General features: G+C 38.8%; 5 protein-coding genes. 1 reads left to right on the top strand and 4 read right to left on the bottom strand.

What is annotated here, in order from left to right:
* Window positions 1-7: 7 nt before the first annotated feature.
* From ytvI to CH76_RS12810, 3 genes are all read right to left on the bottom strand, one after another.
* The gene (ytvI, locus tag CH76_RS12820; protein WP_036147094.1) at window positions 8-1096 is read right to left on the bottom strand and encodes a sporulation integral membrane protein YtvI; all 1089 of its coding nucleotides are present in this window, start codon (window positions 1094-1096) and stop codon (window positions 8-10) included.
* Window positions 1097-1183: 87 nt separating this feature from the next.
* Window positions 1184-2368: an AI-2E family transporter gene (locus CH76_RS12815; RefSeq protein WP_036147091.1), complete on the bottom strand. Its 1185-nt coding sequence runs from the start codon at window positions 2366-2368 to the stop codon at window positions 1184-1186.
* Between the two features lie 75 nt (window positions 2369-2443).
* A complete protein-coding gene (locus CH76_RS12810) occupies window positions 2444-3616 on the bottom strand; it encodes a CynX/NimT family MFS transporter (protein ID WP_036147088.1) in 1173 nt (390 codons plus the stop codon).
* Window positions 3617-3779: 163 nt separating this feature from the next.
* Between CH76_RS12810 and CH76_RS12805 the strand changes: the two genes are divergently transcribed.
* Window positions 3780-5381: an ABC-F family ATP-binding cassette domain-containing protein gene (locus CH76_RS12805; protein WP_036147085.1), complete on the top strand. Its 1602-nt coding sequence runs from the start codon at window positions 3780-3782 to the stop codon at window positions 5379-5381.
* A 189-nt stretch (window positions 5382-5570) separates the two neighbouring features.
* On the opposite strand, the gene CH76_RS12800 is transcribed toward CH76_RS12805, so the two are convergent.
* Window positions 5571-6101, bottom strand: coding sequence for a membrane lipoprotein lipid attachment site-containing protein (locus tag CH76_RS12800; protein WP_036147083.1), 531 nt, complete (start codon window positions 6099-6101; stop codon window positions 5571-5573).
* Window positions 6102-6340 lie beyond the last annotated feature (239 nt).

Here is a 6340-nt window from a genome sequence, read left to right as displayed (position 1 = left end):
CTTTTTGTTATTTCCACCAATTCATTTGCTCAGCATTTTTAAAATTAATAACCATCACTGTAAGGATTGGCGCAAAAATCATACCGATAATACCAAACACTTGTAACCCAACAAACATCACAAACAAAGCAAGTACTGTGTTGAGCCCAAGTTTTTGCCCTACAATTTTTGGCTCCATCACGTTACGAACAATGGTTACCACACCGTAAATTACAAGCAACTGAATGCCAAGTGTTGTGTTGCCATTTAAAAAGGCAATAATAATCCACGGAACCATAATGCCACCTGTACCAAATACAGGTATCATATCAAACACCGCAATGCCAAGCGCAATTGGTATCGCATTAGGTAGCCCAATAATTAAAAATCCTACCGCTAACTCCACACAGGTAATGGATGCAATAATTAAATAGGCCTTCACGTAATCCTTAACACTTTTACTAAAGCTTTGCACGACAACCGTAAAGCGCTTACGTGTTGCTTCAGGTAGCTGGCGCGAAAAGAATGCCACAATATTATCGTAATCCCATACAATAAAAATACTCGCGAGTAGCGCGAATGACACGGTTAAAAAGAAACCTGGTAGCGCTAACGAAAATGACGTCAAGCTAGAGGCAAGGTCGCCTGAAAGTGATAGTGCCTTAGTTGTAATGGTCTTAACCATATCGTTAAGGACACTCTGATACTGTGCTACATACTCCGGCGAAATACGCGCAAAAGCATTCGTGCTAAACTCTTTTAAACGCTCAAGTGCGGGTAAAATACTATCCATATACAGCGTTGGTAGATGGGTAATAAAATCTGTCAGCCAGCCCAAAATTTTAAAGACCAACCATGTGACCAAACTAACGATTAAGCCATAGAGCGTAAAGATAACAATGAGTCCCCATACACGCTTATTTTGAAGCTTAGTGCGCCTTGCGAGTAAGCGCACGACTGGCATACAAAGTGCCGCAATTAAAAAGGCAATGACAAACGGCATAATAACAGGAAACACATATTTTAAAAATAAAATAATAAGCGCAATAATCATCGCAATATAAACCACTTGTATAATACGGTTACGCTTTTGTTCAATGAGCGGCTTTTTTTCCATATCTTTCCCCTCCCTCCTTCTACAATAGAGCACAGACCCCGTAACTACAACAAAAAAACACTTCCCATAAGGAAGCGTTTTTTAAGGTTATTCGTATTTATCGAGCGGGTCATCTGCGAAGCGGTTATAGCGTCGCTTAAAGCCTTTAAATAAATGTGTGACTAACACTTTAATTACCGCATAGCCCGGTATACCTAAAATCACACCTGGTACACCAAATAATGAGCCTGATACGAGTAGTACAAAGATGATAGTGATTGGATGGATTTGCAGCGAGCGACCCATCACTTGTGGTGAAATAAATTTGCCTTCTACTAATTGTACAACTGTCCACACGGCAGCTAGCTTAATTAGCATTACTGGTGACGTAACAATCGCAATAATAACCGCTGGTGTAATCGCAATAATCGGTCCGAGGTAAGGTACAACGGACGTTACCATCGCAAGTGCACCAAGTAACACTGCGTATTTCATCCCAATAATTAAAAAGCCAATCGTTACCATTAAGCCAATACAAAACGACACGATTAATTGTCCTTGAATGTATGAGCTTACTTTTTCATCCATGTCACCAAGTACAGTACGGATTTCTTTACGCGCACGTGGTGGGAAGAATTTCATCATAAAGTCGGGCAACTTTTCGCCGTCTTTTAATAGGTAAAATAAAATAAATGGCACGGTTGCTAAATGGAGTACAACACCTGTTACGGTTGATAGCACACTCGTAATCCCCGTCGCAAAACCTTGTATCATAGAGGTTACGGTTTCCTTAATGCTGTTACCTAAGTCACCTGACAACTTGTTCGTAATATCTTCTAAGTCAAAGGTGTCAAAGTAGCTACTAAAGCGCGAGTGATTTAAAAAGGCGCTAATGCTCTCGGAGAAGGAGCGGTAATAATCCGGAAACTCCTGTACTAAATTCATAAATTGATCGCGTAAAAATGGGAAAACTAAAATAACTAATAGCGTAATAACGCCCCCTGCTACGAGTAGCAGTAAAATAATCCCCCAAATGCGCTTGATGCCCCACTTTTCAAGTAGGCGTAGTATTGGTCGCAGTAAGTAGTACATAATCCCAGCTACTACAATGGGCAGTACAATGACTTGAAATAATACGCGAAGCGGCTTAAAAATAAAATCTACCTTATCAAACACAAAAATAACGCTAGCTAGCAGCAATAATATAATAAGGACAAATAATAGGTTTTTGCCGCCTAGAAAGCGTATAAATTTGGTCGAAAAAATACTATCCTTTTGTTCATTTGGCTCCATATTCACTCACCCCTGTTTCTGTAGTATACCTATTCCTTTAAAAGTTTAAAGCGAAACATTAAAAAAACAGGCTACTTAAGCAGCCTGTTTTTGTTCCTTCGCCAGCAATGCAATAATAATATGCATGACAACGATAATTACAATGAAAATAATATAAGCAAAGTACGTTTTGCCGGTTTGGTCAATGACTACGCCAATTAATAAAGGCAATACGGCACTCAACATAAAGCCGCCTGATAGTACCATAGACGACCATGTATTAGCCTCTGTATGATTGCGTGCTGCATTAAGTGGTAATAATAAACCAAGCGGAAACATCCCGCTCAACATTAAACCAATCAATAATACACCAAGCCATAACCAAATGCCCGTTGTAGTCGCAAATAATAATAAACCGATGAGCGCAAAGAAGCTAAGTCCAAACAACCAGTAAATCGGCTTTGGAAAACGCTCCACTAGCCAAGGTATGACCAAATTACCTATCATTTGAATGCCTGAAAAGGCCATTAATAATAGCCCCGCTTCAGCTAAGGTAAAGCCTTGTGCTACAGCTAATGGTGATAACCATGTCATAAAGCTAAAAAATAATGCGGTTTGTAGCCCAAAAAATACTAAAATGAGCCATGCTTCGCGTTGCTTCCATGGGTTACGTCCCGCCTCTTGAAGTTGCTGTTGTTGCTGCTCGATTTCGTCATCAGCAATAAAGAGCCATAATATAAAGGCAATGACACCAAGCACGCCCCAACTACCAAGCGCGAAGCCCCATGAGGTTTTTTCGTAAATAGCATAGGAAAAGCTCGCACTTAATGTAGCCCCTACACCAATACCAAAAGAGTAAACGCCCAGCGCACTAGCTGTACGTTCTTTAAATTTAGCTTGAATGCGTGCGTTCATAATCGGGCCAATAATCGCAATCGCAAAACCTGCCACAAAACTTGTAATAAATAACATACTATACGTGGTGCTAATCATACGCAGCAGTGTTGCCGCACTAATAAGCGCAAGTAATAATGGCATAATGCTCTTTGGCATACGCTTTGTTAACGGAAATGCCAGTGGCGCAAATAGCCCCATACAAAATACAGGAATACTGGTGAGTAGGCTCACCTTAGTGTTAGTGCTTTGTAAATCATCTAATATTACGGTAAATAATGGGCCAACCGACGTAATGACAGGACGCAAATTAAGCGCTACAAAAAAGATTGCTAGCAGCCATAATGCGTGGGTTGACGCTGTTTTTCGTCTCATGCTGTACTTCCTCTCTCAAACTACCTCATCCATTGAAACATACGTTTTTACTCTACACAATACAAGGCTCAAAAACAATCGAAATTCGTTATGAATTAACGAAACAAACGTGCTATAATTGAAACACTGTGTAAAATTTTTTATTCAATAGGAGGATTTCAATATGATTCAAGTAAGTGAAGTAGGTCTTCGTTTTGGCGACCGCAAGCTATTCGAAGATGTTAACATAAAATTCACACCAGGTAACTGCTACGGTTTAATCGGCGCAAATGGTGCAGGTAAGTCAACATTTTTAAAAATTCTTTCAGGTGAGCTTGAAGCACAAGAAGGTAATGTATCAATGGGTAAGGACGAGCGTTTAGCTGTTCTTAAACAAAATCACTTCGAGTACGAAGAGTATACGGTACTTGATACTGTAATTATGGGTCACAAACAATTATATGATGTGATGCAAGCAAAGAACGCAATTTATATGAAGGAAGACTTCTCAGATGAAGATGGCATGCGTGCTGCTGAACTTGAGGGCGAGTTTGCTGAGTTAAATGGTTGGGAAGCTGAGTCAGAAGCGGCTACCCTATTAAGCGGTCTTGGTATTAAAGAAAGCATGCTAGACATGAAAATGTCAGAGCTTGAAGGTTCAGACAAAGTAAAAGTATTATTAGCGCAAGCACTATTTGGTCAGCCTGATGTACTATTACTCGATGAGCCTACCAACCACTTAGACTTAAAAGCTATCCAATGGTTAGAAGAGTTTTTAATTAACTTCAACAATACTGTAATTGTTGTTTCCCATGACCGTCACTTCCTAAATAAAGTATGTACACATATCGCTGACCTTGACTTTGGTAAAATCCAACTTTACGTTGGTAACTACGATTTCTGGTACGAGTCTTCTCAGCTTGCACAAAAGCTAGCACAAGATCAAAACTCGAAAAAAGAAGAAAAAATCAAAGAACTACAAGCCTTCATTGCCCGCTTCTCAGCGAACGCATCGAAGTCTAAACAAGCAACATCTCGTAAAAAAATGCTGGATAAAATCGAACTTGACGACATCCGTCCATCAAGCCGTAAATATCCTTTCATTAACTTCCAAATTGGACGCGAAATTGGTAATGACGTGTTAACAGTTGATGGTCTAACAGGTTCACACGAAGGCGAAACGGTATTTAAAGATATCCGCTTCTCTATGAACAAAGACGACAAAATTATTTTATTAGGTAGCCCAATGGCAAAAACAGCACTACTTGATATTTTAATGGGCAAACAAGAAGCGGACGCTGGCACATATAAATGGGGCGTTACAACTTCTCAAAGTTACTTTGAATTAGATCACGACAACTACTTCGAAGGCGGCGAAAAATCATTAGTTGAGTGGCTACGCCAATACTCACCTGAAGACGAAACAGAAAGCTTCCTACGTGGCTTCCTTGGCCGTATGCTATTTAGCGGTGAAGAAGTTAAAAAATCACCATCTGTATTATCAGGTGGCGAAAAAGTACGTTGTATGCTATCAAAAATGATGCTTTCAAGTGCTAACGTTATTTTATTAGATGAGCCTACCAACCACTTAGACTTAGAGTCTATCCAAGCGTTAAACGAAGGCTTAATCCGCTTTAAAGGCGCTATGCTATTTACATCACATGACCATCAGTTCATTCAAACTATCGCTAACCGCGTAATTGAAATCCAACCGGATGGCAGTATTTTAGATAAACAAAGCTCTTACGATGAGTTCTTGGAATGGAAAGAACAAATCAATAAATAAAACCTTTTTAAACCCCTACAAACGTTGGTATAACAGCGTTTGTAAGGGTTTTTTAATTTGTGGGAATAGCCATAAAACCCCATAAAACCCAATCTTTTTAGGGCTAAATTGGGGCTACGTTGGGGCTGGGTAAAAAACATAGGAAAACAAAAGCCGCTACATCTCATAACGAAAGTAGCGGCTTAAAAATTACCTATTATTATTTATAGCATAATTTTCAATATCTCTGAAAACCTCATAAAATATCCATTTAGGCGTCTCTGCTGAATGCTTCGTTTTTCTAGGTTCGCCATAACCCCATTTTTTTATAAACGCTGATGCATCAACCGTATTGTTTACAAAGCCTTGTACATGCTCGGTTGCTTCAGGGCTGTTGTTCACGTAATCCATACCCTGCATTCTAAAAATAAATGCCTGGTAGTCACTACCTATAAAAAATGTAGGTGTTGTTATTTCCTCAAATACAGCAACCCAACTATCTGTCGCTAATTCTTCAAAATATGCTTTAGTAATAAAAAATGCGTCATATTTGTTTTGTTGCTGTTTTAAGTCATCTGGCGTAGCTGCATAAAATGTAACATGTTTAAATTCTTCCTTAGGTGCTTCACCGATTACCCCTATTTTAAGCGCTTTTCCTTCATAAATCTGTGTAGGTTGCTTACTCACCGAACAACCACTTAATATAATAGCTACAACTAACAATAAAAAAATCTTTCTCACACAATCACTCCTCTTTTCATATATCAATCTTAACAAATAAACATACAAAAATTATACATTATTCCAAAATGTGTTGCATTTTTATTTATAAATTAAAAGCGAATCACTTAACATCCACTAGCTAATTCGTTACTTTTTGAGCATTTATTCAGCTAAAATAGAAAATGTTGTATGCAGGGCAATAATATGGCTGTATAATAAATGCTACGGAGGGGATGAGATGAAAAAGAGAAAAATCA

Source organism: Lysinibacillus sp. BF-4 (genome assembly GCF_000743635.1).
In the GTDB taxonomy this organism is placed as follows: domain Bacteria; phylum Bacillota; class Bacilli; order Bacillales_A; family Planococcaceae; genus Metalysinibacillus; species Metalysinibacillus saudimassiliensis.
Note: the sequence above shows the minus strand (reverse complement) of the source record. Positions and strands in the feature narration are given on the sequence as shown.